General features: G+C 65.1%; 22 protein-coding genes. 7 read left to right on the top strand and 15 right to left on the bottom strand.

Going from position 1 to position 25,097, the window contains the following annotated elements; translation table 11 throughout:
* Window positions 1–12 precede the first annotated feature (12 nt).
* The 10 genes from ACUJB0_RS01975 to ACUJB0_RS02020 all read right to left on the bottom strand — a co-directional run bounded on the left by ACUJB0_RS01975 (window position 13) and on the right by ACUJB0_RS02020 (window position 8,250).
* The gene (locus ACUJB0_RS01975) at window positions 13–912 is read right to left on the bottom strand and encodes a CopD family protein (RefSeq protein WP_444843741.1); all 900 of its coding nucleotides are present in this window, start codon (window positions 910–912) and stop codon (window positions 13–15) included.
* Entirely contained in the window at window positions 912–1,283 is a 372-nt protein-coding gene (gene copC, locus ACUJB0_RS01980) for a copper homeostasis periplasmic binding protein CopC (RefSeq protein ID WP_444843742.1), read from the bottom strand. Before copC ends, ACUJB0_RS01975 begins: the two co-directional genes overlap by 1 nt.
* An 11-nt stretch (window positions 1,284–1,294) precedes the next feature.
* Window positions 1,295–2,686 (bottom strand): multicopper oxidase family protein, encoded by a 1,392-nt coding sequence (locus ACUJB0_RS01985; protein WP_444843743.1) that lies wholly within the window; start codon window positions 2,684–2,686, stop codon window positions 1,295–1,297.
* The gene (locus ACUJB0_RS01990) at window positions 2,683–4,050 is read right to left on the bottom strand and encodes a TolC family protein (RefSeq protein ID WP_444843744.1); all 1,368 of its coding nucleotides are present in this window, start codon (window positions 4,048–4,050) and stop codon (window positions 2,683–2,685) included. The genes ACUJB0_RS01985 and ACUJB0_RS01990 overlap by 4 nt, the downstream gene beginning before the upstream one ends.
* A gap of 1 nt (window position 4,051) precedes the next feature.
* Complete coding sequence (locus tag ACUJB0_RS01995) at window positions 4,052–4,381, bottom strand: hypothetical protein (protein WP_444843745.1); 330 nt, start codon at window positions 4,379–4,381, stop codon at window positions 4,052–4,054.
* Window positions 4,382–4,434: 53 nt separating this feature from the next.
* Window positions 4,435–4,713, bottom strand: a complete 279-nt coding sequence (locus ACUJB0_RS02000; RefSeq protein ID WP_444843746.1) for a hypothetical protein — start codon at window positions 4,711–4,713, stop codon at window positions 4,435–4,437.
* Between the two features lie 135 nt (window positions 4,714–4,848).
* Complete coding sequence (locus tag ACUJB0_RS02005; protein ID WP_444843747.1) at window positions 4,849–5,310, bottom strand: GNAT family N-acetyltransferase; 462 nt, start codon at window positions 5,308–5,310, stop codon at window positions 4,849–4,851.
* Between the two features lie 15 nt (window positions 5,311–5,325).
* Complete coding sequence (fabI, locus tag ACUJB0_RS02010; protein ID WP_444843748.1) at window positions 5,326–6,105, bottom strand: enoyl-ACP reductase FabI; 780 nt, start codon at window positions 6,103–6,105, stop codon at window positions 5,326–5,328.
* Window positions 6,102–7,295, bottom strand: a complete 1,194-nt coding sequence (locus tag ACUJB0_RS02015; RefSeq protein WP_444843749.1) for an acetate/propionate family kinase — start codon at window positions 7,293–7,295, stop codon at window positions 6,102–6,104. Before ACUJB0_RS02015 ends, fabI begins: the two co-directional genes overlap by 4 nt.
* A gap of 4 nt (window positions 7,296–7,299) precedes the next feature.
* Window positions 7,300–8,250 carry a phosphate acetyltransferase gene (locus tag ACUJB0_RS02020; protein WP_444843750.1) on the bottom strand — a complete coding sequence of 317 codons (951 nt, stop codon included), beginning with the start codon at window positions 8,248–8,250 and terminating at the stop codon, window positions 7,300–7,302.
* Window positions 8,251–8,415: 165 nt separating this feature from the next.
* On the opposite strand from ACUJB0_RS02020, the gene ACUJB0_RS02025 reads away from it, so the two are divergent.
* Window positions 8,416–11,301 carry a DUF2135 domain-containing protein gene (locus ACUJB0_RS02025; protein WP_444843751.1) on the top strand — a complete coding sequence of 962 codons (2,886 nt, stop codon included), beginning with the start codon at window positions 8,416–8,418 and terminating at the stop codon, window positions 11,299–11,301.
* On the opposite strand, the gene ACUJB0_RS02030 is transcribed toward ACUJB0_RS02025, so the two are convergent.
* Entirely contained in the window at window positions 11,294–12,223 is a 930-nt protein-coding gene (locus ACUJB0_RS02030; protein WP_444843752.1) for a hypothetical protein, read from the bottom strand. The two genes, ACUJB0_RS02025 and ACUJB0_RS02030, sit on opposite strands and share 8 nt — an antisense overlap.
* Window positions 12,220–12,774: a sigma-70 family RNA polymerase sigma factor gene (locus ACUJB0_RS02035; protein ID WP_444843753.1), complete on the bottom strand. Its 555-nt coding sequence runs from the start codon at window positions 12,772–12,774 to the stop codon at window positions 12,220–12,222. Before ACUJB0_RS02035 ends, ACUJB0_RS02030 begins: the two co-directional genes overlap by 4 nt.
* 198 nt (window positions 12,775–12,972) lie before the next feature.
* On the opposite strand from ACUJB0_RS02035, the gene ACUJB0_RS02040 reads away from it, so the two are divergent.
* On the top strand, window positions 12,973–14,649 hold the full coding sequence (locus ACUJB0_RS02040; protein ID WP_444843754.1) for a S53 family peptidase: 1,677 nt from the start codon (window positions 12,973–12,975) through the stop codon (window positions 14,647–14,649).
* 6 nt (window positions 14,650–14,655) lie between these two features.
* Here the strand turns inward: ACUJB0_RS02040 and ACUJB0_RS02045 are convergent, their stop codons facing one another.
* Genes ACUJB0_RS02045 through ACUJB0_RS02055 form a run of 3 tightly spaced genes read right to left on the bottom strand, consistent with a single transcriptional unit; the run spans window position 14,656 to window position 18,131 of the window.
* Window positions 14,656–16,050 carry a DUF2799 domain-containing protein gene (locus ACUJB0_RS02045; protein WP_444843755.1) on the bottom strand — a complete coding sequence of 465 codons (1,395 nt, stop codon included), beginning with the start codon at window positions 16,048–16,050 and terminating at the stop codon, window positions 14,656–14,658.
* Between the two features lie 51 nt (window positions 16,051–16,101).
* Window positions 16,102–17,472 (bottom strand): sensor histidine kinase, encoded by a 1,371-nt coding sequence (locus ACUJB0_RS02050; RefSeq protein ID WP_444843756.1) that lies wholly within the window; start codon window positions 17,470–17,472, stop codon window positions 16,102–16,104.
* A 2-nt stretch (window positions 17,473–17,474) separates the two neighbouring features.
* The gene (locus ACUJB0_RS02055) at window positions 17,475–18,131 is read right to left on the bottom strand and encodes a response regulator transcription factor (RefSeq protein WP_161083362.1); all 657 of its coding nucleotides are present in this window, start codon (window positions 18,129–18,131) and stop codon (window positions 17,475–17,477) included.
* A 165-nt stretch (window positions 18,132–18,296) separates the two neighbouring features.
* On the opposite strand from ACUJB0_RS02055, the gene ACUJB0_RS02060 reads away from it, so the two are divergent.
* The 5 genes from ACUJB0_RS02060 (at window position 18,297) to ACUJB0_RS02080 (ending at window position 25,096) form a co-directional block, all read left to right on the top strand.
* On the top strand, window positions 18,297–21,035 hold the full coding sequence (locus ACUJB0_RS02060) for a TonB-dependent receptor (protein ID WP_444843757.1): 2,739 nt from the start codon (window positions 18,297–18,299) through the stop codon (window positions 21,033–21,035).
* Entirely contained in the window at window positions 21,022–22,194 is a 1,173-nt protein-coding gene (locus ACUJB0_RS02065; RefSeq protein ID WP_444843758.1) for a DUF5009 domain-containing protein, read from the top strand. Before ACUJB0_RS02060 ends, ACUJB0_RS02065 begins: the two co-directional genes overlap by 14 nt.
* Before the next feature lie 11 nt (window positions 22,195–22,205).
* Entirely contained in the window at window positions 22,206–23,267 is a 1,062-nt protein-coding gene (locus ACUJB0_RS02070) for an acyltransferase family protein (protein ID WP_444843759.1), read from the top strand.
* A 224-nt stretch (window positions 23,268–23,491) separates the two neighbouring features.
* Complete coding sequence (locus tag ACUJB0_RS02075) at window positions 23,492–24,202, top strand: PEPxxWA-CTERM sorting domain-containing protein (RefSeq protein ID WP_444843760.1); 711 nt, start codon at window positions 23,492–23,494, stop codon at window positions 24,200–24,202.
* Between the two features lie 84 nt (window positions 24,203–24,286).
* Window positions 24,287–25,096, top strand: coding sequence for a sterol desaturase family protein (locus tag ACUJB0_RS02080; RefSeq protein ID WP_444843761.1), 810 nt, complete (start codon window positions 24,287–24,289; stop codon window positions 25,094–25,096).
* Window position 25,097: the final 1 nt, after the last annotated feature.

Consider the following 25,097-nt stretch of genomic DNA (forward strand, 5'->3'; position numbering starts at 1 on the left):
CAACGGCCGCCGTCAGGTAGCTGTCGGCGGCTGTTGGGATGTCAGGATGGCGGCGGCCAGCACGGCGCCGAGCAGCAGCACCGTTTCAATCCGCAGCGCCAGCCGCACCGCCGCCACGCCTTGCAGCGAGCGCGATGCGGCCGGCAAACCGATGAATTTGTTGTAGCCGCCGATGCCAACGGCTGCCGCCACCAGCGCCACCTTGGCCAGCAAGGTAAAGCCGTAAACGGTATTCATCAAATTCCCGGTGCTGCCGACGCGATGCCAACCGCTGTAGACGCCCGTCGCAGCGATGGCGACAACAGCCACCATCGCCGTATGCGACATCAAATCCAGGTAGCGGGTCCTCGCCGCCGGCGGCAGCCGCGCGGACAGAACGCACCACCCCGACACGGCCACAACGCCCGTCCAAACCGAAATCGCCGACAGGTGGATAGCCTCGGCGACGTAAGGAAGCGTCCAGATTCCTTCCTCACCCGCGTGGCCCATCGACGCCCGGGTCAAGGCGAATACGCCCAACGCCAGCAGGACCACTGTCTCTCCAGCCTTCGGCAAGCGCGGTATGCAGCGCAGTGCGAACACGAATAACAGCGCCGCGAGGGCAAGGCAACTGGCATGCCCATAAGCTGTACCGCTGACCATCATCCAGAACATGTCGCACGCCTCGCGCATGGTGCAGCCGGCCATGACGGCGGTTGCTGCCAACAGCGACCAGCCGGCGGCGACGACGGCAATGCCTGCCGCCAGCAGGTCGAACATGCGCAGGCGGGCGTCAAGTGCCACCGACATGACATCGTCGCCCGGCAGCCAGCGCCGCGCGCACCAGGAACCGACCAGCCAGCAGAAGCAGCAAACCAGCACAAACGCCGACCCGACTTGCACCAGCCAGACGGTATCGAATCCAGCGCCCACTATTTGACCGTGAACGTGAACTCGCCTTTGCGGCGATGGCCGTCACGGCCGGCCGCGGCCCAGCCGACCGTGTAGGCGCCTGCCGGCAGCGGCGGCAAAGCCAGGCGGAGGATCATCGGATTGGCGTCATCGACCGTGGCCTTGGCCTGGTCGGCGGGCGTGCTCCCACCCGCGCCGGTCAGCGTGATGCTGCTGAACGCCGGCTCCACTTTCTCATTGAACGTCAGCGCGATCTCTTTTGGCGCCGCATCCAGTACGGCGTTGGCGGCCGGATTGGAGCTCTTCAAGCTTGCGTGCGCGGCGGCGAACGGCGATGCCAGCGTGGCCGCCGCCACGATTGCGGATGCTACGAGGGTCTGGAATGGTTTCATGAGTTTTCTCCTTAGTGTCCGCTATGGCCGCTCGGCTTGCGAACGGTGAGTTCTACGTTTGGTTGGTTCAATGCCGGCATGGACTGGCCGCCGGCGGTGTAATTGCGGGCTGGTTCCGGCATGGCGCCGGTCCACTCGTAGGCCAGCGTGCCCGCCGGATGCTTGTACCAGCCGGGGTCCGTGTAGTCACCAGGCTTCTGGTCCTTGCGCACTTTGACCACGGTGAACATGCCGCCCATTTCCACGCCGCCGAACGGGCCTTCGCCCGACATCATCGGCAGCGTGTTTTCCGGCAGCCCCATTTGCATGCCGCCCATCGAGCCGCCCTTGTCGCCCATGGTCATGTAGTCCGGGACGATCTTGTTGATCTTCTCGGCGATGCCGCTGTGGTCCACGCCTATCATGGTCGGCACGCTGTGGCCCATGGCGTTCATGGTGTGGTGCGATTTGTGGCAGTGGAAGGACCAGTCGCCCGGTTCGTTGGCGACGAATTCGATCGCCCGCATCTGTCCGACGGCGATATCGGTCGTCACTTCCGGCCAGCGCGACGCAGGCGGCGTCCAGCCACCATCGGTGCCGGTGACGTAGAACTCGTGCCCGTGCATGTGCACCGGATGGTTGGTCATCGTCAGGTTGCCGACGCGGATGCGCACCTTGTCGCCCTGCCGCACCGGCATGGAATCGATGCCGGGGAATACGCGGCTGTTGAAGGTCCACAGGTTGAACTCCAACATGGTGTTGGTCTTGGGCGTGTAGCTTCCGGGGTCGATATCGTAGGCGTTCAGCAGGAAGACGAAGTCGCGGTCCACCGCGAACTGCTTGTGATCCTTGGGGTGCGTGACCCAGAAGCCCATCATCCCCATCGCCATCTGCGTCATCTCGTCGGCGTGCGGGTGGTACATGAAGGTGCCGGGCCGCTTGGCGACGAATTCGTACACAAAGGTTTTACCGGGTGCGATGCCGGGCTGCGTCAGGCCGGTCACGCCATCCATTCCGTTGGGCAGGCGCTGGCCGTGCCAGTGCACGCTGGTGTGCTCCGGCAGCTTGTTGGTGACGAAGATGCGCACACGGTCGCCCTCCACCACTTCGATGGTCGGCCCGGGCGACTGGCCGTTGTAGCCCCACAGGTTGGCCTTCATGCCGGGCGCCATTTCGCGCACCACCGGTTCGGCGATCAGGTGGAATTCCTTGACGCCGTTATTCATCCGCCACGGCAGCGACCAGCCGTTGAGCGTCACCACCGGGTTGAATGGGCGGCCATTGGACGGCGCCGGCGGCACGTGGGTGTTGGCGTTATCCATCGTCATGGCTTCGGGCAGCGTTGCGGCGCCGGCCTTGCTGACGGCCGCCGCGCTGACCGCGACCGCGCCTGCGCCTTTGAAGAAGTCTCTACGTGAAATCATGGGTTCATCCTTGTTTCGTTTGCGGTGCCGCCGTTGACGGCCGCCTGCAATTTAGTCTCGGCGATCCAGAAATCGCGCTGTGTTTCGATGGCGGTGTTGACGCTGTTGAGCTGTTCGCGTGAGTCGGCCAGCAGCTCGAACACGCTGGCCAGCATGCCGTTATAGCGCAGCAGTACCTCGTCGGAGATCTTTTTACGCAGCGGCACCACTTCATCGCGATAGTGACGGGCGATGTCATAGGTGGTGCGGTAGGACGAATACGCCTCGCGCACTTCGGAGCGGGCGCGCACCGCCGTATCGGTCGCGCGGTGCACCGATTGCATGTACTGCGCCTGCGCCCGCGCCACCTTGGCGCCGCCCCAATCGAAGATCGGCAGCTCGAATGAGACCTGGTAGCCGTTTTCACGCGGCAGGCCGCTGGTGCTCTTGTTCGCGTAGCCGGCGTCGAACACGTTGATGAAGCCTGTGGCCTTGGTCAGGCCCAATGCGTCGGCGGTGGCTTCGGTGTCGCGCCGCGCGGCGAGCATGTCCAGCCGCTGCGACAGCGCCTGCGCTTCGGCGTCGTTCATTTCCTTCGGTTGCGCCGGCAGGTCGGGCAGGCGGTCCGGTAGCGTGAAGTTCTGCTGCTCGCCCCACAGGCCAAGAAGGCGCACCAGTTGCTCGCGCGAGGCGGTCGCTTCGTGGCGGCTGCGGGCCAGTTGCGTCGTCGCATCCTGGTAGAAGGCGCGTTCGCGGGCCTGATCCAGCTTGCTCCAGTTGCCGACTTTCGCCATTCTTTCCGCCAGCTCGGACGAGGCGTCTGCCGCGGTGCGAACCTGCTCCGCGAAAGCAGCCGATTGCGCCGCCGCCACCGCGGTGAAGTAGGCGCGCCGGGTGTCGGTCGCCAGCTGAATGGCTTGCGCCGCCGCTTGCAGCTTGGCCTGTTCGAAGCGGCGTTGCCCGATGCGCGAGCGTATCGGCAACGTCAGCAAACCCGCGATGTCGAACATGACGCTGCGATCAATCTCGGTCTCGCCGCCACCACGGATGCGGCCAAAGCTGAAGCCGGGATTGCGCATGCGGCCCGATTGGACGAACTCCGCTTCCGACACGCCCAGTTCCGCGAACGAGGCTTTCAACGCGGGGCTGTTGAGCAGTGCGATCTGCACCGCCGTTTCAGCGGTCAGCGGCTGTGCCAGCAGCGCGTGCACCTGTTGGTCGTTGTTGGCGTCACGCGAGAAGCTGGCCTGTTGGCCGATGCGTTCCTGCGTCAGGCGGGAGACGTCGTTCAATCCCGCATCGCCAGAAAGGCTGGCGCATCCAGCCAGCAGCGCCAGCGACGCTGCTGCAGCGGTGGTTAACGCCGTGTTGAGTATTCGCGCCATATCATTTCTCTTTCATGTGCATGTGATGACCCTTGTGCGGGTCTTCGGCGGCTTCGGCCTTCGGCTTGTCGGCCGGCGCCATCGGTGCCATTGGTTCCATCTGCATGTGCATGGAGTGGCCGGACTGGCCGGCCAATGCCTGGTTGGCCTGCAGCCAGGCTTTATCGGGCGTCACGGCCGGTTCTTCAGTGGACCGGAAATCGGCGAACGCCGAACGGTAGGCCGGCGGCGCGACCTTGGCGTTTGCGTCGGCGGCACCGGACGTGGCCTGGGCCGACGCGAGCAACGGCAAGCAGGCGGCAGCCAGCATCAATATGCGGGTGTGATTCATGGGATTCCTAAAAAGTGACGGATACGCGGGGCGAGCCCGCAGCTTCGGCATCTTCAGGAAAGACGGGGCGGACGTTCCAGTGTGGCGGGGATGTAGGCGGTCATCGCGGGTTCGGGCGCGACGACGCGGACGTCCGACAGGCTGGCCGGCAGCACCAGTACAGGCACGGTGGGCGGCGCGCACGCCCCCACACAACTGGCGCAATGACTGCACTTGCCATGCGCGCCGGATGCCAGGTCGGACTTGGCCGGCGCGCAGTGTTCCGCGCCCGCAGCCGGCTGGGTGGCGACTTGCGCCTGCGCCGCCACGCACGGAATAAAGACGGCAGCCACCCCTTGCAACGGCAGGGCTGCTATCAAAATCCAGAGCAGTAGACGGATGAGTGGGCGCATAGTGTGGTCAATGGTACCGCAGTCTCTCGGAGACAGGCAACAGCGCACACCATACACCTTCCCACAGCGGTAAGGTCAAGAAAAAGATGCGGGTATGATCTCGGCGATCATTTCTCCCTGGTCGTCGATGCCGCATTCGCGGAAGCCGAAGCTGCGGTAGAAGGCCTGTGCCACGGCGTTGCCCGGCTTGTAGTAGATGATGATGCGCTCGACGTCCGGCTTGGCGCGCAACTCCTCCAGCAGCAGCGCCATGGCCTTGCGCCCTATGCCCTTGCCCTGCTGCGGAAAATCGACCATGAAGCGATAGATGCCATACAGGCCGGGGACGTCCTCGGCCTTGCAGTCGTACAGCAGGAAGCCGGCCGGCTTGCCGTCGCAGTAGATCCCGCGTGTGAAGAAGTCGGGATAGAACTTGGATTGCGCGATCGAATAGGCATTGCTGTCCAAAAAATCACGCTGGTGCTCCGGGAGCTCCATGTCCATGAAGCTCTCGAAGTTGTCCTCGTCGATGTCTTGCAGTGTAACGTGTGCTGTCATTGAAATCCGGCTTCCCTAAGCGATGATATTCAGGCCGCCGTCAACATATACGGTGCTGCCTGTGAGGCGATGTGCGAATTGCGAGGCCAGGTAGGCGCAGGTATTGCCCACGTCGAGGATGTCCACCAGCTCACCCACGGGCGCGCGGTTGGCGGCGTCGCGCAGCAGCAGTTCGAAGTCCTTCAGGCCGGAGGCGGCCCGCGTTTGCAACGGCCCCGGCGAAATTGCATGGACCCGGATGCCGCGATGGCCCAGCTCATACGCCAGATAGCGGCAGCACGCTTCCAGCGCCGCCTTCACCGGCCCCATGACGTTGTAGTTCGGGACGACCTTCTCCGCGCCATGGTAACTCATGGCGAACATGCTGCCGCCTTCAGTCATCAACGGCACCGCAAGCTTGGCCATGCGCACGAAGGAATGGCAGGAGATGTCCATCGCCTGCAGGAAGCCGTCCAGCGAACAATCCAGCAGGCCGCCCTGCAAATCCGCCTTGGGCGCGAAGGCGATCGAGTGGACCAGGATATCCAGCTTGCCCTGCTCGGCCACCTTGGCGAACAGCGCTTCCATCTGGCCGGGTATCGTCACGTCCAGCGGCAATAGCTGGGCGTCGATTTCCTGCGCCAGCGGCGCCACATGCGGCAGGGCCTTCTCGTTCAGGTAGGTGAGGACGACCTCCGCCCCGAGTTTGCGGAAGGCCAGCGCGCAGCCCCAGGCAATGGAGTGCTCATTGGCGACGCCGACCACCAGCGCGCGTTTGCCGGACAAAATCGGATAAATCGTTTCGGTGGTATTCATGGATGCTCCAATAATGTTTGCGTGTGGCGGGCGATCATCAGTTCCTCGTTGGCCGGCACCACCCACACTGCCACCTTGCTGTCGGCGGCGCTGATGCGGGCGACGCCACGCGGATTGACGTCGTTGGCGACGGCGTCCAGTTTCACACCCAGCCAGGCCGCGTCGCGGCAGACCGCCGCGCGCAGCGCCGTGCTGTTTTCGCCTATCCCGCCCGAGAAGACCAATGCGTCCAGCCCTCCCAGGGCCGCGGCCAGCGAACCCAGTTCGCGGCCGATGCGGTAGACCATCAACGCAATGGCGGCTTTCGCACGCGGATCGTCGCTCTGCTCAAGCGTCCGCATGTCCGGCGAGATGCCGGAGACGCCGAGCAGGCCGGACTCCTGGTACAGCAGCTTCTGCACCGCGCCCACGTCCATGCCCAATTGTTCGATCAAGTACAGCACCACGCCGGGATCGAGCGCGCCGCAGCGTGTGCCCATGGGCAGGCCGTCGACGGCGGTAAAGCCCATCGTGCTGGCGACGCTGCGGCCCCCAGCCATCGCGCACATGCTGGCGCCATTGCCCAGGTGCGCCGCGACCACCTTGGCGCTGGCCAGCGATGGATCGGCGTCCGGCAGGCGGCTGGCGATATATTCATACGACAGTCCGTGGAAGCCATAGCGCCGCACGCCCTGGTCCGTGATCCGCGCCGGCAGCGCGAACGCTTGCGCCTCCGGCGGCTGGCCGACGTGGAAGGCGGTATCGAAGCAACCCATTTGCGGCACATCAGGCGCCATCGCCATCACGGCGCGTACCGGCGCCAGATTGTGCGGAAGATGCAGGGGCGCCAGCGGTATCAGCTTCTCCAGAGCGGCCAGCACCTCGGAATTCAAACGTTGCGGCCCGCTGTAGGCCACGCCACCGTGAACAATTCGGTGGCCCACCGCCACCACGCGGTGGCCGTCGAGATGCGATTGTGCGAAATCGATCAGGAAGCGCATGCCGCCTTCGTGGTTCAGCGGTGCGTCCGCCCAGCTGCGCTCTCCGATGGACCGGCCCTGCGCATCCCGCGCGCTGAAGCGGGTGACGCCGCTGTAGAGGTTTTCGATTTTCCCGTTGAACGTGAGCGCCAGTCCGGGGCCGCTGTACAGCGAGAACTTGATGCTCGACGAACCAGCGTTGATGACGACGATGCTATCGTTAGGTGCCATGGTCTCAAGCTCCCATGGCGTGGCCGGTGGCCAGTTTGCTGTGCGCCACCAGCACCGCCACCGCGCAGGATGCGAGGCGCGCGGTGACCGAGTCGGCGCGGCTGGTGAGGATGATCGGCACGCGGGCGCCGAGCACGATGCCTGCCGCCGCCGCACCGGCCATGAAGGTCAGGCTCTTGGCCAGCATGTTGCCGGCTTCCAGATCGGGCGCCACCAGTATGTTCGCCTGGCCGGCCACCGGCGACACCAGATGCTTGATCGCCGCGGCCTCGGGATCGATGGCGTTGTCCATCGCCAGCGGACCATCCAGGATGGCGCCGGTGATCTGGCCACGGTCGGCCATTTTGCACAGTGCCGCCGCGTCGATCGTGGAAGGCATCTTGGCGCTGACCGTCTCCACCGCCGCCAGGATGGCCACCTTGACCGGATCGAACTTCAGCACATGCGCCAGGTCGATGGCGTTCTGGATGATGTCGACTTTTTCGTCCAGCGTGGGATTGATGTTGACGGCGGCGTCGGTCACGATCAACGGCTCCTCGCGACCCGGCACGTCCATCACGAAGCAGTGGCTCAGGCGGCGCCCGGTGCGCAGGCCGGTCTCGCCCGCGACCACGGCGCCCATCAACTCGTCGGTGTGCAGGCTGCCCTTCATCAGCACCGACGCCTGTCCTTCGCGGATCAGTTCCACCGCGCGGAAGGCCGATGCGTGGCTGTGTTCCGTATCGACCAGCGGCAGTGCGGAGATGTCCAGGCCCGCCTCCTCCGCGGCTTTGCGAATGCGCGCCTGAGGCCCAACCAGGATCGGATTGATCAACCCCATGCGGGCGGCATCGAGCGCCGCTTCCAGCGCATGGCGGTCGCACGCGTGCGCGACGGCGACCGTGACCGGCCCGGCTTTGCGCGCCGCAGCGATCAGGATTTCGTAATTCGGGTGAGGCGTACTTGGTGCATTCATCTGGTTTCCTTGGTGGTCAGGCAGGGAAATGATAGCAACAAATCTAGATAACGCAATCGAATATTGCTGCGCTGCCGCATCGATTTATTTTGCGACGTTTAACCCCGTTTTCGCCGCCGGTCCGTTTCACATGGGACGCCGGGCTTTTCCGGCCAAGGAGATGTCATGTTGCGCCCATTGCTAACAGTATTTTTATTGAGCCTGTCGTTGACGGCGAACGCCATCGCGCCGCTTCCGCCCATCATGCCGCCGCGCCTGGTCGTCCCGCGTGCGCAGACGCCCGTGCGCCTGCAAAGCCTGCGCATCGGCGCGGAGATCAGCGGCGGCCTGGCCCAGACCACCGTGGAGATGGTGTTCTACAATCCGAACGCGGTGCAGCTGGAAGGCGAACTGCAGTTCCCGCTGCTGCCCGCGCAGCACGTGACCGCGTTCGCGCTGGATATCGACGGGGCGCTGCGGCCCGCCGTGCCGGTCGAAAAAGCCAAGGGCCGCATGATCTTCGAGGAAGTTGAACGAACCCGTGTCGATCCCGCGCTGTTGGAGACGACCCAGGGGAACAACTTCAAGCTGCGCGTCTACCCGATACCACCCCACGGCACTCGCACCGTGCAGCTCAAATATGCCGAAGCGCTGCCGCGCCAGGAGGCGCAGCGGCTGTACCGGCTGCCCCTGGCCTACGGCGAAGGAATCAAGGAATTTGATCTGGAACTAAATGTGCACGGCGCGATAACGCCCCCGCAAGCGCGCGGCGCGTTGGGCGAGGTGCAGTTCGAACGCCAGCAGGACGGCTATCGCGCCCGCATCGCCAGGAATGCCTTCCGCGCCGACGGCACACTGGAGCTGACGCTGGCCGCCGCGACGGCGCCGCAGACCTTTGTGCAGGAATTCGACGGCGAGACCTTCTTCCTCAGCGAGATCGCCGTCGCTGGAGACAGCAACCATCCGGTGCGCGTGCCGCCCGCCGTGCTTGGACTGCTGTGGGATAGCTCCGGCTCCGGCGCTCAGCGCCAGACCGACGCGGAGCTGGCGGTGCTGGACGCCTACTTCAAGACCGTTCGCAATGTGGAAGTGCGGCTGATCCGCCTGCGCGATCGCGCAGAGGCCAGCCAGCGATACCGCGTCGTCAATGGCAACTGGGCCGGCCTGCGTGCCGCGTTGGCGGCCACCGCCTACGACGGCGCCAGCGCCCTTGGCGCATGGAAGCCGGAAGCGGACATCAACGAATACCTGCTGGTCAGCGATGGACTGTCCAACTATGGCGACGCGCCCTTCCCCACATTGGCCAAGGGCCAGCGTTTGTATGCATTGAATTCAGCGCTGGTGTCGGACAGCGCGCGCTTGTCGGCGCTGGCGGAGCGTAACGGTGGCAGGCTGGTGCAACTGCAGGCGAGCCAGCCAGCGCAGGCCGCGCAAGCGCTGCTGGCCGACGAGCTGCAATTGAGCGACGTCACCGCCAGCGGCGCCAAGGATATCTCGGTTGAAGCACGTGAGCCGCAGGATGGCATTTTACGCATCGCCGGGCGCCTGACGCAGCCCAATGCGGAACTGACGCTGACCTTGACGCAGCAGGGCAAGAGCCGTGCAATTGCTGTACCGGTCAGCGCCACGGCGCCGTATCACCCGCTGGCCGCCGGCACGTGGGCCAGCTACCGCCTGCATGCGCTGGAAGCGGACTACGATCTGAAACGCGGAGAGATCCGGCGTATCGGCCAGCGTTTCGGCATCCCCACGCGCGAGACCTCGCTGCTGGTGCTTGACCGGCTGGAAGACTATCTGCGCTACGACATCGAACCGCCCGCAGCCTACAAGGAAGCCTACGCCAAGCTCAAAGAAAATCGCTGGACGCAGCGGCGCCGCATCGCCGCACAACACAGCGACCAGATCGTGCAGGAGTTCGAGCAGAAGGTGGCGTGGTGGGCAAAGACCTATCCGAAGTCGGCGCCGCCCAGGCATATCGAGTTCAAGAAGGACGGCGATGGCGCGATCGAGTTTGAGCCTCGATTCAGGCCAGCCGCGGTGGCCGAAATGGCCGCGCCGCCACTGACAAGACGGTCGCCGGCGCCGCTGGCATACGGCCGCGCCGAAGCACACAACGCGGAGCGCGTCGCCAAAGCGCCCGCGCCGTCCGGCGACGAGACGCCGAACGCCGGCATCCAGCTCAAGAAGTGGTCGCCCGACGAACCCTATCGGGCCCGCATGAAGGCCGCCAAAGCCGCCGACTTGTACGCCATTTACCTCGACGAGAAGCCGAACTACGCCAACAGCAGCGCCTTCTTCCTCGACAGCGCCGACCTGCTGCTCGAGGTGGGCCAGCGCGACCTGGCCTTGCGCGTGCTGTCCAATCTGGCGGAGATGAACCTGGAAAACCGCCAGGTATTGCGGATACTCGGCTACCGGCTGCTGCAGGCGGGCGAGCCGGCGCTGGCGATCCCGGTGTTCAAGCAGGTGCTGCTGCTGGCCGAGGAAGAGCCACAGTCGTACCGAGACCTCGGCCTGGCCTATGCCGCCGCAGGACAGGTGCAACCGGCGGTGGACCAGCTTTCGGAAGTGCTGAACCGTCCGTGGGATGGCCGCTTTGCCGAAATCGAGCTGGTGACGCTGGCGGAGCTCAATGCGATTGTCGCCAAGGCTGCCGTCAAGCCGGACACCAGCCGCATCGATCCGCGCCTGCTGCGCAACCTGCCGCTGGCTTTACGGGCCGTGCTGACCTGGGACGCCGACAACACCGACATCGATTTGTGGGTCACCGATCCGAACGGAGAGAAGTGCTACTACGGCAACCGCTACACCTACCAGGGCGGGCGCATGTCGCGCGACTTCACCGGCGGCTACGGGCCGGAGGAGTTCTCGCTGCGGGTGGCCAAGCCGGGCAAGTATCGCGTGGAGGTCAACTCCTTCGGCAGCCGCCAGCAGATCGTGGCTGGCGCGACGACTGTGCAGCTGCGCCTCAGCACCGGCTTCGGTACGGCTAAACAGCGCGACCAGATGGTCACGCTACGTCTGCGCGATACCGGCAGCACCGTGCTGGTGGGAGAGTTCGACGTTAATTGATCGCCTGGAGTTGCCGCTGCAGTTCAGGCGGCACTTCGGCATACGGGTAGCGCATGCGGAATTTCAGCCATTCCGCATGCGCTTCTTTCGTCTGGCCGGCTTTCAGCATTTCGGCCATGCGATCAAGCCATTCGGGCGCTGGCAGGTCCTCCGCCACCGCGCCAAAATAACTCATCGGCCGTGGCTTGGATGCGGCATCGGCCATCACCGGCGCCCGCATGCGCGCAAGCGGCGCCGGTGCCGCCAGCAATGGGAATTCGGCGCCAGGCTCCGGTTGCAGAACCATCTGCTTGGATTCCTCTCGTGCAGCCAGCGCGGTGGACCGCTTGGCCATTGGTGCAGCCATGACCGGCGGCGCGGCCATAACCGGTGGTGCGGCGACTATCGACGGCGCGATCGATGGCGCGGCTACAACCGGTGGCGCGGCCAGTTCGGCGTTCGCTGCCGCCGTCGCGATCTCCGTGGGCGGGGTAGCTCGCGTTGCAGAGCGCTTGCGCTGAACAGCTTTCGGCGCTGTTGGCTGCGGCGCCGATTCAATTTCACTAGCGGGCGGCGGCGCTTCCGCGACAGGAGCCGCCGCCACGACCACCGCCTCTTTGGCCACCGGCGCAACCGCCTGCGGCATCAGCACGCGCACAGCGAACAAGGCAAACACCGCGCTGGCAGCCAATCCAAGCGGAACGCGCGCGCGCCGCAGGTAGTGGCGGGCTGGCGGCGCGGCCGGCACGGCATCGTGCAGCGCATCGTTTGCCGATTCGGCGCCGGCGCTACGCATGTCGGCGGCGGCCCGCGCCAGAATGGCGGCGGACAAAGCCTCCGGCGGACGCGGTTGCGGCAAGTCGTGCAACTGGCGCGCCAGATCCCCCTCGCCCTTGAGGAAATCTTCGAACTCCGCGTCTTCAGTGTGATCGTGTGGATTCATGCTCTCGCCTCTTCGGCAGCCGGCGCCAGTTCCTGCCGCAGCCTTCGCATCGCGTAACGCAGGCGGCTCTTTACCGTCTCCACCGGCGCCTCAACCAGTTCCGCGATCTCCTCCAGGCTCATGCCGTTGAACTGCTGGAGCACCAGCGCCTCGCGCTGATCGACCGGCAGCAAACGTATCATCGCATGCAATCGGTTGGTCTGCTGCTTGCGTTCCAATTGACCGTCGGGCGCCAGGCTATCGTGCGCGCCATCGGCGACGCCCTCGAACCAGCCCTCCTCGCCGCCGTCGCTGGCCAGCAGCACGCGCTCGTTCAGGCGTATCAAGTCGATCAGGCGATTGCGCGCGATCTGGAAAAGATAGGTGCGGAAGCTGGCGCCCGGTTCGTAGCGCGCGCGTGCCTGGTGCAGATTGGCCCAGCTGTCCTGCATGATGTCGTTGACCCATTCGCGGCGCGGCGAGCGCCATGCCAGAAACAGATACAGCCCCTGGCTGTGGCGCCGGTACAGTTCCTCGAACGCCGCCAGATCGCCATTGCGATAGCTGAGCATGAGCATTTCATCGGATCGTGGCGCGGACATGGCGTAATGATAACGCAGGCACCGCCTGCCCGGACACCCACGTATTGTTACCAAATATTGCCAAGCCATAAAGGCTTTCCCGCAACCGGGGCTGTAAAGACGTGTAAATTTCACCGCAAGAGATATTTCCTGCGATAAACTTTATCTGCTAAAGCTCAGGAGCACGTCATGCACTTCACTCTTCGCCCCATCACTTTCGCTGTGGCCTGTGGCCTGGCGTTGTCGCAGGCCTTGCCGGTCCACGCGCAGCCGCAGAACTGGCGCGCCACGCATTCCCATGCGCCCGACGCCAGCGATTTCACGCCCGGCGCCGAGATGCGGTCCGGCGATACGCTGCACGTCGCGGTCTCGCTTCAGCTGCGCAATCGCGAGCAGCTCGAAGCCTTCGCCGCCACCCTGATGTCCGGCCAGACCAACACCCCGCTGACCAGTGAACAGTTCCTGTCGCGGTATGCGCCGACGGCGGCGGATGTCGCCGCAGTGGTCAAGCACCTGAGCCAGAGTGGCTTCGTCAACATCGAGATCAGTCCAAATAACATGCTGGTGAGCGCCGATGGTTCGGTGGGCACCGCGCGCTCGGCCTTCAATGTCCAGATGCGCCACTTCTCCAGAGGCGAACGCACGGCGTATGCGAACACCAACGATCCGGTGGTGCCTAGCGCATTGAGCGGCATTGTGCTCGGCGTGCATGGCCTGCAAACCGTGCATCTGGCGCACACCGCGCAGGTGGAGGCGCAGGCATCGGTGTACGCCACCGCCGGAAAAGTGGGCCATAGTCCGACGGCCTGGCCGGCGATCTACAACGCCACCAGCCTGCCCACCGCAGCCAAGACCACCATCGGCATCATCACCGCCGGCAGCATGACGCAGACGTTGACGGACCTGAGCAGCTTCGCCCGCACCGCCGGATACGCGCAGCCGGTGGTCAGTGTGGTCAACGTCGCCAGCGCGAGCCGGCGCGTGAGCACGACCGCCACCACGGACAATACGGCGGAGTGGAATATCGACAGCCAGAACGCGCTTGGCGCGGCCGGTGGTGCCGTCAAGTCCATGGTGTTTTATGCGGCGAACTCGCTGTCCGAAGCGGATCTGACGGCGGCCTACAACGCGGCCGTCGCAGCCAATGTCGCCAAGGTGATCAACGTATCGCTGGGCGAGTGCGAATCCAATGCGCGCCTGAGCGGGACCCAGGCCACCGACGACCAGATCTTCCTGGCCGCCGTGGCGCAAGGCCAGACCTTCGTCGTCGCCACCGGGGATGCGGGTTCCTACGAGTGCGGCGGCAAGACCAGCGCGCAGAGCTATCCCGCCGTCTCGCCATATGTGATCGCGGTCGGCGGCACGTCGGTGTCCACCAGCACCGCCGGCACATGGACCGGTGAAACCGTTTGGGCGTGCACCAACTACAGCACCTGCGCCACCGGCGGCGGCACGGGCGGTGGCGTGAGCCTGATCGAAGCCGCGCCAAGCTGGCAGCTGGCGTCCAAGGTCTTGGGCACTTCCACCCGCCGGGGCGTGCCGGATATCTCCTTCGCCGGCGATCCGTCGACGGGCGCGATCACGCTCGTCAAAGGCAAGTACGTGCAGTACGGCGGCACCAGCCTGGCCGCACCTATCTTCGCCGGCTTCTGGGCGCGGATACAGTCAGCCAATGGCAACCGGCTGGCCTTCCCCGCTCCCGCCCTGTACAAATATGGTGTGGCGCAGACCGCGCTTTTCCACGATGTCATCTCCGGCACGAACGGCGGCTACACCGCGGCCAAGGGCTGGGACTACACGACCGGTTTCGGCAGCCTGAATGTCGGCAGCTTCGCGGCCTTCGTCACCTCCAGCGGCGGGTTCTGACGGCGGTCAGTAGATCTCGCGGCGCAAGCGCTGCATTTGCTGCTCATGACGTTCCACCCAGCGGCGGGCGTCATCGAGCTGGCGCTCCAGGCGCGGGATGTACTCGTACAGATCGCGGCGCTCCTGTTCACGGCGGGCGTCCTGCTTCCTGGTCTCGTCGTTGACCACGCGGTCCTTCGCGTCCTGGTTCGAGCGGATCTCGCGTTCCAGCCTGGCCAGCCGATGGCGGGCGTCATTCAGGCGGTTCGCCACTTCATTGGCATCGTCCACCGCCTGCCGCTGCTTGGCGGCGGCGATCTCGAAATCCTGCCCGCTCACGTAAGCATGCTTCAACTGGTTGCGCATCTCGACGCGGCAGACTTCGACCATCATGCCGATGTTGGTGCGGCCACGTTCAAAAGCGTTCTCCGGCTGGCAGTACCTGGTGTTCTGCTCTTCCCAAGCCGCCGTGTACTGGTCGCGGGTTTTGGCGGTGACGAACACGCCATCGCGGCCCGCATTGGCGATACGCTCGTCCAGCATGAACGGCTTGCCATAGCCATCGTCGGCACCGGCCTGGCTCCAGTAGGCGGCAAGCCGCGTCTCCCATGCCTGGCGGTAGTCTGACTCGAAAATCTTCAGTCCTTTGGCGCGCGCCTCCTTGCTGCGCATGGCGAAGTCCTTGCCGCTGACGGCATCCTGCGTGCCGAGGTTGCGCCAGTAGTTGACGATCTCGCCGTTCCAGGCGGCGCGGTAGGCTTCCTCCTGCACCTGCACGCCGGCGCTGCGGGCGGCTGCCGCACGGTCGCGGAAGGCGCTGTCCGGCGTGCCGTTGCGCGCGTCGGTGTAGCCGGCATCCTGCCAGAAGGTGCGGTTGCCGATCTGCCAGCCGTCTGAGTATGCGGCTTCGTCGAAGCGCAGCTGCGTGGCTGCGGCCTTGGCGCGCGCTGCGTCCTTTTGCGCGGCCAGTGGCTGGCCGTCGGTGCCGGCGCGTTTGCCCAGTCCTCGCCAGTATTCGGAATTGCCGATGGCCCAGCCGGCATCGTAGGCTGGGCGGTTGAGCGGCGTATTGTGCTTGCGGATTTCTTCGCTGGCCACGTGGGCGTCGAATTGCGGTTGCTGTCCATTGCCGCCATCGGCCTTGCCAAACTGCGACCACAAGTCCCAGTTCCCCTGCGCCCAGCCGGCCGTGTATTGCGCCTCCGCGCCATTGGCGACGGGCTGCTTGGCGTCTGCGTGATCGTCGCAGAAGTCCTTGCGCTCCGCGTAGTTGGCCGGCTCGCCCTGCAGGCCGTCCTTATGGCCGATGGCGTTCCAGTCGCCGACCTTGCAATCGGCGATGCGCTGCATGGTGGACTGGCAGCCGGCCAGCAGCAGCGGCACAGCGAGGATCAGCGGGCGAAAGCGGGTCAGATAATTCATGGCGGGGTATGAGAGTTTCAGCGGCCAGATTATATGGCAAATTTGACACGTTCAGGCCGGGTTTTGCGTAAAGCTCACCCTTACCATCAGCCCCGGTCCCTCGTCGCGATTCGCCAGCAGGATGCGGCCCTGGTTGCGCGCTGCTGCCCGCTCGGCGATCGCCAGGCCAAGGCCGCTGCCCGCCTGGTCCTGGTCGGGCAGCCGGAAGAAGCGTTCGAACACCTTGCGCTGCATTTCCGGCGCAATGCCAGGTCCCTGGTCGGCCACCGAGAAGTCCACGCGGCCGTCGGTCTCCAGGATGCATACCGTCACGCGCCCGCCTTCCGGCGAATACTTGACGGCGTTGCTGACCAGGTTATCGATCAGCGATGCCATGCTTTCCAGGTGCATCGGCAGGATGCAGCGCTCCGGCGCCTGCAGTTCGATTTCGACGTGGCGCGTAGCGGCGATCTGGCCGGCCAGCGCCAGGCGGTCCGCCACCAGTTCGACCAGGTCGCGCGGCACCAGGCTGGAGTGATCGCGGTCGCCGCCGGAGCGGGCCAGGGCCAGCAACTGATGGACCGTGTGCGTGGCGCGCTGCACGCCGGTGCGCAAGCCCTGCCCGGCCTCCTCCACACGCTGCGCGGTGCGCGTGGTGGCCAGTGTGTCGGCATTGATCTGGATGATGGACAGTGGCGTCTTGAGTTCATGCGCGGCATCGACGAGGAATTCCTGCTCGCGTTCCAGCCGCTCGGTCAGGCGCTCCATCAGCCGGTTCACCGAGCCGACCAGCGGCGACAGCTCCAGGTATGGTGACGGCGCCAGCGGCGACAAATCGGTGGCCGAGCGTTCCTCGATCTCGCCGACGATGGACTTCAAGGGCCGAAGTCCGACACGGATGATGAACCACGCCGGCAGCAGCAGGAACGGTATGCTGAACAACAACGGTGCAAAGTAGTAGCCGATGCTCGACACCTGCAGCATCCATTCGCCTATCACCTCGGTCGCCATGCGCACCGTGACGCCGGTGGCGGGATCGTCTTCCACCGAGACCACCCAGCCGTCCCTGAGCGGCTGCCGGTGCGGGCCGGCGGCGGCATCGGTGGGCGGCAGGCCTGCGTCCGGCGAGGCGTAGACCAGCTGCCCGTGCCGCCAGACCTGCGTTTGCAGCGCGGGGATGTACCAGCCCAGCTCCGTGTACAGCGCGTAGTGCAGCTGCTCCATCTTGCGCACCAGGGGCTGGACCTGCTCGGGCGGCCGCTCGCCGATGGTTTGCATCAGCACGATGATGCGCAAGGCGCTGGCGCGCAGCTCGCGCTGCATGTCGCGGCGCTTGCTGGTGCGGGTCTCGTACACATCCAGCGCCAGGTTCGCCAGCCAGATCAGCATCATCACCGCGATGAAGCCGAACAGCAGGCGCTTGAACAGTGAGCGATTGTGCATCGTCATTTGTCGACGACGTAGCCCACGCCGCGCACCGTGCGGATGTAGCCCTCGCCGATTTTCTGCCGCAGGTGCGACATGTGCACGTCCAGCGCCGCGCCCTCGCTGTGCGGCAGCGCGCGCGATTCAAGCTCGCGCCGGGTCAGCACGCGGTCCGGGTAGCGCATCAGCGCGTGCAGCAGCGCGAATTCGGTCTTGGACAGCACAACATTGACGCCGGCCCGGGTCAGCAGCATGCGCTTATCGTCCAGCACCAGGTCCTTGACCTTCCACACCGGCTCACCGGATTCGCTCCAGCCGGTGGCGCGCCGCATCACCGCGCGCAGGCGCGCCAGCAGTTCCGTGACCACGAAGGGCTTGACCAGATAGTCGTCGGCGCCGCGATCGAGGCCGTTCAGGCGGTCCTCCAGGCTGTCGCGCGCGGTGATGACCAGGATGGGCAGCGTGTGGCCGGATGCCCGCAGCTCGCGCAGCACGTCGATGCCGTTCCCGTCGGGCAGCCCCAGGTCCAGCAGCACCGCGTCGAATGGTTCGTTTTCCACCCAATGGCGCGCATCGCTGGCGCGGCGCACCCATACCACTTCCTGTCCCGCATCCTGCAAGGCCGCTTGCAAGGCCTTGCCCAGTTCCAGGTCGTCCTCGACCAGGCATATCTTCATGTGTCGCCACCTCTTTCGTGAAGCCCGTATCTACGCATCTTCTTGTGCTCCTGTCAATCGCCTGCGCGCCACAGCGTTAGGAAACCCTTAAGGTTCCTTTTGGATTTCGTTAAGGAAGACTAGGGAGAATCTGCCCACACTAAAACTATTATCGAGGGAGCTTGGATGGACAGCAAAGCAGGGATGAAAACGGTGCCAACGCCTATCGCGTCGGCGGTGGCATTGATGCTCGCGTGCGCGGCGGCGCCCGCAGTGGCGCAGCAAACGGCTGGCGACAGCGCCCAGCCGCTGGAACAGGTCGTGGTTACCGGCATTCGCGCCTCCCTGCAGCAGGCGCTGGCCCGCAAGCGCAATAGCGATACGCTGTCCGAAGTGGTATCGGCCGAAGACATCGGCAAAATGCCGGACAAGAACGTGGCCGACGCGATCCAGCGCGTGCCGGGTGTGAACATCTCCTCCTCCGCCGGCGGCGAAGGCGGCTTCGCCGAGAACGACCGCGTGAGCGTCCGCGGCACCAGCTCCAGCCTGACGCAGACGCAGGTCAACGGCCACACCATCGGCACCGGCGACTGGTTCGTGCTGGACCAGGCGGGCGCGGTCGGCCGCAGCGTGAGCTACGCGCTGCTGCCGTCGGAAATCGTCAGCGCGGTCACGGTCCAGAAAAGCCAGCAGGCCGACATGGTGGAAGGCGGCGTGGCCGGTTCGGTCAACATCGAAACCCGCAAGCCGCTGGACTTCAAGAAGCAGTTGACGCTGGAAGCCTCGGCACAGGCCATCCATGCCGACCTGCCCAGCAAGACCGATCCGCAAGTGAACGCGCTGCTAGGCTGGAAGAACGACGCCAAGACCTTCGGCGTTCTGGTGCAGCTGTTCTCGGAAAAGCGCCATGAGCGCCGCGACGGGCAGGAGTTCTACGGCTACACCGCCATCGCCGCCGACAGCAACGCGGCCAAGGCGCATCCCGAGCTGGCGGGCATCCTGGCGCCGGCCGGCATCAGCGCCTCGCTGTTCGAGCAGACCCGCAAGCGCACCGGCGGCGCCTTCGACCTCCAGTTCAAGCCGAACAAGGACCTGAGCTTCGACATCAACGGTTTCAGCTCGCAGCTGGACGCGGCCAACTACAACCGCAGCTTCTACAACAACATCGCCGCCAACATCAACGCCACCAATCCGGACACCGGCGCGCCGGTCGGCGTGATCCCTTCGGCCTACACCATCAAGAGCGGCACGCTGGTGTCGGCGACGATACCGGCTTCGCAGTACCCGGCCGTCAGCGCCACGCAGACCTACAACTCGTCCTTGTATTCGGCCTTCGGCGACCAGATCTACCGTCCCGGCTCGTCCTCCTCGTCGGCCTACATCGACCTCGATGGCAGCTACAGGGTCAACCAGGACCTGCGCATCAGCGGCAGCGTGGGCTACACGCGCGGCACCGGCAAGACTCCGGCCGATATCGGCTACGAGGCGGGGCTGACCGGCGCCGGTTCCAGCTACACGCTGAATGGCCTGTCGCCGGCCACCATGTCCTTCCCCGGCGCGGACACGTCGAAGTTCACCAACTACGTCACCGCTTCCGCCTGGGGCTCGCACGTCATCACCAAGGACGCCGAAAAATACGCGCAGGCCGACGCCGAGCTGCGGCTTGACCGCGGCGTCATGGAGTCCGCCAAGTTCGGCGTGCGCTTCGCCGAGCACCATCGCAGCGTGAGCCAGCCGGAAAACCGCAGCTGCAAGGCCTGCGACGGCACCACCTCGGCGCCGCTGCCCGCCTGGAACGGCTCGACCTACCCATCCAATTTCGGCAACGGCATCGCCAACAGCGGGGGCTTCCTGCGCAATGTGTGGCAGATCAATCCCGCCGACATCGCCGCATGGGCGGCCAAGTACGACCTGGCCGGCGGCCCCACCACCGAGAACTGGGCCGGCGAGATGGACGTGAAGGAGAAGTCCAGCGCCATCTACGGCATGGTCAACTTGGCTGGCGACGGCTGGCGCGGCAACGTAGGCGTTCGCTATGTGCACACCAACCAGGCCACCATCACCAACATCCCCGGCGGCGACCATCCAATCGGCCAAGACAACGTGAACGGCCCATACACGCCGACGCTGAACCAGAGCGGCTACAACGACTTCCTGCCGAGCGCGAACTTCAAGATCGACCTGTCGCCCAAGCTGGTGGCCCGCGCGGCGGTCGCCAAGACGATGGCGCGCCCAGACTTCAGCGCGATGGTCGGCGCGGTGACGCTCAACGACACCAACCTGACCGGCAGCAGCGGCAACCCGAGACTGAAGCCGGTTCGCTCGACCAACTACGACGTCGCATTGGAATGGTACTTCGCGCCGAAAGCGCTGCTGTCGGCTGGCCTGTTCTACATGGACATGTCGTCCTACGTCACCTACGGCACGGCCAACCTCACCTACTTCAACAACTCGTTCAAGCGCTTCGACAGCTACGCCATTTCGTCGCCGACCAATATCGCGGCCAAGAACAAGGGCGTGGAGCTGGCGTACCAGCAGCACTTGTTCGGCGGCGTGGGCGTGGTGGCCAACTACACCTACACCGACGGCAAGGCGGACGACGGCCTGCCGGTGGTCGGCAACTCGAAGAACACCTACAACGCCGAGACCTACTACGAGGACGACCGCTTGAGCGCCCGCCTGGCCTACACCTACCGCTCCAGCTTCTCGGGCGGCTTGTACAACAGCTTCCCGCAGGTGATGGCGGGAACCGGCAACCTGGCGGCGTCGATCAGCTACAAGATCAACGAGAACCTGTCGGTCACCTTCGATGCGCTGAACCTGAACAACGCGGTGCTCCGCTACTACGGCACCAACAAGGACCAGCCTATCGCCTCGTATTCGAACGGCCGTCAATACTACCTGGGGCTGCGTGGCAAACTCTAAGCCCGCGCGGATACTGGCGATCGACGCCTTCCGCGGCGTCACCATCCTGGTCATGATCTTCGTGAACACGCTGGCAGGCGTGCGCGGGATGCCGGCCTGGATGGAACACGCCCCGGCGGACGCCGACGCCATGACCTTCCCGGACGTGGTGTTCCCGGCCTTCCTGTTCATCGTCGGCATGTCGATACCGTTCGCCATGGCGCAGCGGCTGGCGGTTGGCGACACGGCGGCCCAGCGCTGGCGGCACGTGCTCACCCGCGCCGGCGGCTTGCTGGTGCTGGGCGTCTTCATGGTCAACGCGGAGGATGGCTACAACGAGGCGGCGATGGGCATGTCCATCCATTTGTGGTCGCTGCTGTTCTACGGCTGCGCGCTGCTGGTGTGGGCCGTCCACCGTTTCGAGAACAGGATACTGTCGCTGGCCTTGCGGGCAGCCGGCGTTTGCGGGCTGGTGGCCTTGGCGCTGGCGTTTCGCGGCGGCGCCGATGGCAGCCAGCGGCTCGCGCCGCAATGGTGGGGCATACTGGGATTGATAGGCTGGGCGTACCTGTACAGCGCAGTAGCGTGGGAGCTTGCGCGTGCGCGCATCTTGCCGCTCGTCGCGCTGGTGCTGGCTTGTACGGGCCTGTACACCGCCGCCCATTTGGCGCCAACGTCCGCGCTTGCGCAGCTGCTGGGCGCACAGGCCGAAAACGCGGTGCACACATCGATCGCGCTGTGCGGCATGGTGACGTCGCTGATCTTCTTCGGCCAAGGGCGCGGCAAGCCGTTCCGCGATGCGCTGCTGCTTGCGCTGGCGCTGACCGCGATCGCCTTTGTGCTGCGGCCCTGGTTCAAGATATCGAAGATCTACGCCACGCCTAGCTGGGCGCTTTACAGCTCCGCCATCTGCGTGCTGCTGTTCGCGACGCTGTACTGGGTGGTCGACCTGCGGCGCATCAGCGGCTGGGTGGCGCTGGTCCGGCCGGCGGCTGCCAATCCGCTGCTGGTTTATATCATTCCCTACATCGTCTATGCGTTGATGCAGCTGCTGCACCTGGCGCTGCCGGACGCGCTGGGCTCCGGTTGGCCCGGATTCCTATGGGCCCTTGCCTACGCCATCATCGTCATGGCGCTGGCGGCGGGCCTCAACCGGCTGCATTTCAAATTGCAGCTTTAAACTCGAAAACTATGCGCATCAATTCTATCGACGCGGTACGCGGCCTGACTGTGGCCGCAATGCTGCTGGTGAACGACGCCGGCGACTGGTCGCACGTCTACCCTTGGCTGGAGCACGCCGAATGGCATGGCTGCACGCCGCCGGACTTCATCTTCCCCATCTTCCTGCTGATCGTCGGCGTCTCGATCAACCTTGCGCTGGGGCCGCGCCTTGATGCCGGCGCCAACGCCAAGGACCTTACGCGCCCGGTGCTGCTGCGCGCCGCGCGCATCGTGCTGCTGGGGATAGCGCTGCATGTGGTGGCGATGCTGCTGCTGAATGGGCGCGCCTTCCGCCTGTTCGGCGTGCTGCAGCGGACCGGCATCTGCTTCGCCGCCGCCGGAATGCTGGCCATCCACGTGCGCGGCGCCCGCGCCCAATGGGCGGTGTTCGCGGCCATCGTGCTGGGATATTGGGCCTTGCTGACCGCTGGCGGTTCGCTGGAGCCAGGCCTGAACCTGCCCGACCGCGTCGACAGCGCGCTGCTCGGCCACCTGGCCTACCAGTACGACGCAGCCACCGGCATCGGCCACGACCCGGAGGGCATCATGGGCACGCTGCCGTCGCTGGCCACGGTCATCCTCGGCCTGCGCGCCGGCGATTGGCTGCGGCAAGGGCGGACCCGCACGCTGGCACTGGCCGGCGCGGCGGCGATGCTGGCCGGCGGCCTGTGGTCGCTGGTGCTGCCGCTGAACAAACAGCTGTGGACCTCGTCGTTCGTGCTGTGGACCGGTGGTTTCGGCATGCTGGTTATCGCGCTGGCGCATCAGCTGATCGACGTGCGTGGCTGGCCGGCGCTGGGCCGCGCGATGGGCCTGAACGCCATCGCCGCCTACGCCGGCTCCTGGATCGCGACTTGCGTGATCGAAGGCAGCGGCATCATGGGGCCACTTTACGCGACGATTTTCAACCGTCCGCTGACCCCGTTGCTGGGCCCCTGGGCCGCCTCGCTGGCGTTCGCCGCCTGCTTCACCGCCCTATTCTGGCTGGCCATGGCCGGCGCTGAAAAGAGAGGCTGGCGCATCACGATTTGAGGCCGGATTTTTTTCGTATTTTGAGCGGGATCGCTTCCATTGCTAACACATCTATTGTGACTATCTCAACTTACTTTACAAATTAAAAATGTTCCAATGTTGATGTTGTTCATTCATAATATTTTAAAAGCAAGTTCGCTGAAGTCACTGTTCCGCGCCGCCGGCGGCCGGCCGTCCGCCTCAAATACGAAATCTGGAGTTTTTACATGCGCTTTAAATCGATAATGTTAGCCCTGACCGCCGCCGCAGCCCTGAGCACCGGCATCGCAAACGCCGCCGTGCCTGGCGAGTTGATCGTCAACGGCGGTTTTGAAACCGGCGACTACGGCCAGATCGGCTGGGGCGGCCATCAGCTGCAGGGTTGGAACAGCAACGGCTACAACTTCCTGTTCAACGGCTCGAACGTCGACAACGGCGGCGCCACCGGCAGCTTCGGCAACCTGCAACTGTGGGGTCCCCATAACGGCGCCGCCAACGGCCTGGGCGCCAGCCCGGTCGGCGGCAACTTCGTCGCGGCCGATGGCGCCTTCGAGATCGCCCCGCTGACCCAGACCGTCAACGGCCTGGTCGCCGGCCAACAATACAACCTGAGCTTCTACTGGGCCGGCGCACAGCAGCAATCCTTCAACGGCGCCACCACCGAACAGTGGAAAGTCTCGCTGGGCAACCAGACCCAGTCGACCGAAGTGAAGCAGAACGTCAACCACGGCTTCACCGGCTGGCAAAAAGAGACCTTCACCTTCACCGCCACCAGCAGCAGCGAAGTGCTGAGCTTCCTGGCCGTGGGCACTCCGGCCGGCGTGCCGCCGTTCTCGCTGCTGGATGGCGTGTCGATGGTGGCCTCCGTACCTGAGCCGCAAACCTGGGGCATGATGGGCCTGGGCCTGGGCCTGGTCGGTTTCGCCGCACGTCGCCGCAAAGCCAAGGCCGCTTAATTCGCCGCCAGCTTCAACCGATGCCGGACGTTCGCGTCCGGCATTGTCGTTTCCGTTTCCGCCATTATTCGCACCATGACTTCGATGAACGCCCTGCTCGCCTACCTGCCCACTTTTGCGGTCAATGTCGCGCGCTTGTGCGTGTGGCTGGTGCTGCTGTCGCTGGTGTTTGTGCCGCTGGAGCGCTGGCTCGCGGTGCGCAAGGCGCACCTGCCGCGGCGTGCGCTGGCGATCAACCTGGGCCTGTATTTCCTCAACAGCCTGTTGCCGGCCGCCGTGCTGAGCGCGTTGATGGCCGTGGTTGCCGTGGCCGCGCAGGCGGTGCTGCCTGCCGCCGTGCCGGCCGCCGTGGGCGCGTTGCCGCTGGCGGTGAAGCTGCCGCTGTCCCTGCTGATCGCCGAGGTGGGTTTCTATTGGGGCCACCGGCTGAGCCACCAGCTGCCGTGGCTATGGCATTTTCATTCGGTGCATCACAAGCCTGAGCACCTGTACTTCCTGATCAACACGCATGCGCATCCGGTCGACATGGTCGTCACCCGGCTGTTCGGCATGACGCCGCTGTACATCCTCGGCCTGGCCGGCGCCAGCGTGGGCGGCAGCGCCACACCGGCGCTGGTGATTATCATCGGCACCGTCTGGGGATTCTTCATCCATTCGAATCTGCGGGTCCGGCTCGGCCCGCTGGAATCGATCATCGCAACGCCGGCCTTCCATCACTGGCACCACACCAGCGTGGCGCCGCTGGACCGCAATTTCTCGTCGACGCTGCCTTTCCTCGACCGCGTGTTCGGCACCTGGCACCTGCCCGCCGAGTGGCCGGCGGCGTACGGCATCAGCGAAGCGCCGGTCGGCGCGCACGAGGCGTCAAGGAAAGCGGGCGATCCTTCGCTATAAT

This window comes from Duganella caerulea, assembly GCF_040362985.1.
GTDB classification, from domain to species: Bacteria; Pseudomonadota; Gammaproteobacteria; order Burkholderiales; family Burkholderiaceae_D; genus Rugamonas; species Rugamonas vulcania.